Source organism: Methylomonas rivi (assembly GCF_024505165.1).
In the GTDB taxonomy this organism is placed as follows: domain Bacteria; phylum Pseudomonadota; class Gammaproteobacteria; order Methylococcales; family Methylomonadaceae; genus Methylomonas; species Methylomonas rivi.
Genome location: NZ_JANIBK010000249.1, coordinates 1 through 3,308, shown reverse-complemented (window position 1 = coordinate 3,308; position 3,308 = coordinate 1). Strand labels below are relative to the sequence as shown.

6 protein-coding genes are annotated in these 3,308 nt (G+C 58.9%); all 6 read right to left on the bottom strand.

The features are described 5' to 3' along the window. Positions 1-230: hypothetical protein (locus NP596_RS20665; RefSeq protein ID WP_256617275.1), on the bottom strand; the 230-nt coding region annotated here is incomplete at its 3' end. Between the two features lie 5 nt (positions 231-235). After that, positions 236-565: a hypothetical protein gene (locus NP596_RS20660; protein WP_256617274.1), complete on the bottom strand. Its 330-nt coding sequence runs from the start codon at positions 563-565 to the stop codon at positions 236-238. Position 566: 1 nt separating this feature from the next. Continuing rightward, positions 567-1,262 carry a ferritin-like domain-containing protein gene (locus NP596_RS20655; RefSeq protein WP_256617273.1) on the bottom strand — a complete coding sequence of 232 codons (696 nt, stop codon included), beginning with the start codon at positions 1,260-1,262 and terminating at the stop codon, positions 567-569. Continuing rightward, entirely contained in the window at positions 1,249-1,590 is a 342-nt protein-coding gene (locus NP596_RS20650; protein ID WP_256617272.1) for a heavy-metal-associated domain-containing protein, read from the bottom strand. Before NP596_RS20650 ends, NP596_RS20655 begins: the two co-directional genes overlap by 14 nt. 265 nt (positions 1,591-1,855) lie before the next feature. After that, positions 1,856-2,371, bottom strand: a complete 516-nt coding sequence (locus NP596_RS20645; RefSeq protein ID WP_256617271.1) for a hypothetical protein — start codon at positions 2,369-2,371, stop codon at positions 1,856-1,858. Positions 2,372-2,386: 15 nt separating this feature from the next. Continuing rightward, on the bottom strand, positions 2,387-3,308 hold a 922-nt coding region (locus NP596_RS20640; protein ID WP_256617270.1), incomplete at its 5' end, for a hypothetical protein.

Genomic DNA, 3,308 nt, shown 5'->3' with positions numbered 1-3,308 from the left:
CTGGTGTAATCGCCCCGGCGCAACGAGTGGGCGGCGTGCGAGCCGGCCGCCAACGCGGCGCCTCCTTGCAGTCCATGCCGCAGTATGCGTTGGTAATCGGCCTTGGAGTCGGGGTGGGCCACATCCTGAAAGGCGGAAATACAGGCCGAGGCGACAAAACCTTGGGTGAAGCTGCCGTCACTGCGTACTCGCACCGGGTTGGGAGCGTAGGGGTAGTCAATGTGTTTCATGGTGGTTACTCCTGATCGTGTTCCACTTTTTCGTGTTTATTGGCGTGTTTGCGCGAGGCAAGCTTTTTCGGTGCCGCTTTAGCTTCGCTGCCTAACTTGGCGCGGGCCTTGGCCGATGCGCTTTCGATGGCTTCCAGACCGGACACCGTGGCGTCGCGCAATTTGTCCTGGGCTTTTTCCAAGGTGTCCTTGGTCGATTGGCTGGCTTTTTCCAGGGACTCCTTGGTGGAGGCTCCGGCTTTTTTCAGGGTGTCCCGGGTCGATTTATTTTTCAGCAGCTGCATGGCGACAATCCCTGCGGCTACGCCGGCGGCAAAACGGATTAGATGTAACATGTCAATTCTCCTGTTTTTTGCGACCTAAACGGTTGCGGTAAAAATAAATCCCGGCGCCGCCCGCGGCCAGGCCGAGTAACATGGACGGCGTGGTGCGGCGCAGCAGAGGGCTGAATAAACCGATGGGGCCGGCGTGCGGACTCAGATGAACCAGGGCTTTTTCCACCAGATCGGCCAAAGGGCCGTGGTGTTCGTAAGCCTGTTGCGGCGGAATCCCACGCTCGGCGTGGTAGCGCTCCTGCGCCATGGCTTCGGCCGCGGCTTCCTGAAATGCCGGCAGATGGTTATTCAGAGACGCGGCCTGTAAATTCAGCATTACGTTGCCGACCTGCGGGTCGCCGATATGCGGCAGCAAATAGCGATAAAGCCGTACATTAGCGATTTCCCCGGCCACGGCACGCTCGCAATTGGCCCGCCAGGTGGGTTCGATTTCGGTTTCCAGCGGAAATGGGTCCAACGGCCGCGGAATGCCGAGCCGTTCGCATTGGCGGGACAGCGCGTCGACATGGCGCTGTTCGGCGCGCACGATATTCGCGAACGGTTGGTGCGGGCCGAAGGCTTCAACGACCTTGCCGTAGAAAGCCCGCGCGGCATATTCGTCGTACAGTGCAATCCGCACCGCCTGATGCAGAATAGGAAACGGCGCGTTGGGGTTGAGCCTGCGCGAACGCAGGATCGCTTCGTCATAATTGGGCATGGCTGATCTCCCGGTAAGTGTCGCGCAGGATGTTTTCCAGAGTTAGGGCGGCGGCCGAGGAAACGCCGGCAATAAAATCCCGCCAGGCCTGGTCGGGTATCACCGCGGGGTCGTATTCGATCAGGCAGGAGCGAGCGAGCAAATTGATGCGCACCGAGCGCACGCCCGCAGCTTGCTCGACCAGGCTTTGTAACTGTTCGGTGTCGCCGCGTCCGGGTAACGGCAGTTCCTTGGGGTAAGCCTCGAGACGGAGCCGGATGCGGCCGCGGATATGGTGGGCGATCCGGACTTTATTGAGGTAGCCGCAGAGTTGTTCGAAAGTCGGCATACGTTTGCCTCCATGAAAAAATCGGTCGGCTGGCGGCGGCTTGCCGACGGATTATGAATCTTACAAGTGTAAGCAACTGGCTTAAACCAGAGCATCCTGCTTGTGTTGTTAATAAGGATGGTATCGGTGGCTGTAGAAATCAGATTGTCGCCGGTGGTAGCCGGATCGGGGTCACGGTAACCTTGTACGGTAGCGATGATTCGAGTATAGGCCCGACGGCGGGCATTTACAACTGAGGATTTTGCTAAGGATTTGTCCGATTTTCTCATGGTGAAATGCCTTGATTGTGGCAGCTTAAACACAAGCCGCCGTCGCTATTGTCGCGCCGCAATAAATAGCTTTTACGCATGCGTGCCGTATCGAACCAGCGGTCAAGGAAATCGACGTTGGCGCGCGGCTGCTCGCTGTCCAGCCGGCCGTGGGTGTAATGGCAGGTCAGGCAAACGTGGCCGTTATTTTCTCCTAGCGGCATATCGGGCGGCACCGCGAAGTCGATTTTGTCGCCAACCTCGGCGTGCAAATGGTCTCGGGGATGGCAGGACACGCACATCGCGATTGCGTTGAGCTTGTAGCGATCGGCAATAAAGGCCGCGTCGCGGCTGTCCAAGGGCTGCGTGCCGGTCCAGGCGGGTGTTGAGACGTGGCAACCCCGGCAATCGCCGCTACCTTGGCTGTCGATCGAATGCGGGTTGTTGGCTGCGGCGTGAGCCGCAAATAAACCTCCAAACAACGCCCAGCAAGCGGCGCTGCTTAACAGGGCGGAAACAGTGGGTTTAGGCATTTTGCTTCTCCCGTTTTAAAAAGACACCACTATTTGGCCGATACCTATCTTCCGATCGAAGTAACGCTCGCCGGTCGACGTACCCAAGGTGTCGCTGTATTCGAATTTCAATTGCAGGTAATCGCTGAATTTATAGTTGAAGCCCAGGCTCAGCATCGATATGTCATTGATCGCCACCGCGCTGCCGTCGTAGTCCAGGCCGAGAGCTTGCTTAGGTTGCCAACGGCTGAAGCGGGCAAAGGCTTGCACCGGCCGTTCGATCACCGACTCCAAGTCAAGCACCAGCGTGGAGTGGTAGCCGAACTGATGCCCTTTACCGATCGGATTGCCGTATTCGTCGACCAATAAGTTATCGTCGGCGTCGAAGGTCCGGTCTCGATGCGCCTGCAACAGCATCAGCTCGTTGTCCAAGCGCCAGATGCCGTAACCGATGCCGAGGTCGGCGCCGTAGACGCTATAACGGATACGGTTGTCGCCATCCAGTTCGCTGAGATGGGAAACGCCGAGTTCGATACCCTTGCGCGGACTATGCACGCTGTAGGGCCGGTTACCGAAGCGGAGGCCCAGGCGGCCGCCGATCCCGTGGCCGGCGTCGGCGTAAATGGCGTCGGTCCAAAACCCGGCAACATTGAAATGGCCCCAACTGCCGTACGCGCGGATACCGTCGCTGTTGTAACCGCCCAATTGCATGCGTGACGTGGTCAGCGGCGCGGTCACGGTCACCCGGTCTTTGTTGGCGAAGTTTTGATAATCGGTGCCGAACGGCAGGTCGAAGCGGCCGGCCTGAATGTGCAGGCCTTGGTTGTTGAAAATCCGGCCGCGCGGAGGGACGCGGTCGTCGTACAAGTGGTAATCGATCATCGCCACCGCGATGCCGGCCATGGTATTGCCGCCGCTGAGGCCGCCGGGTCCGCTGTTGCCGCAGAACACCGCGCCG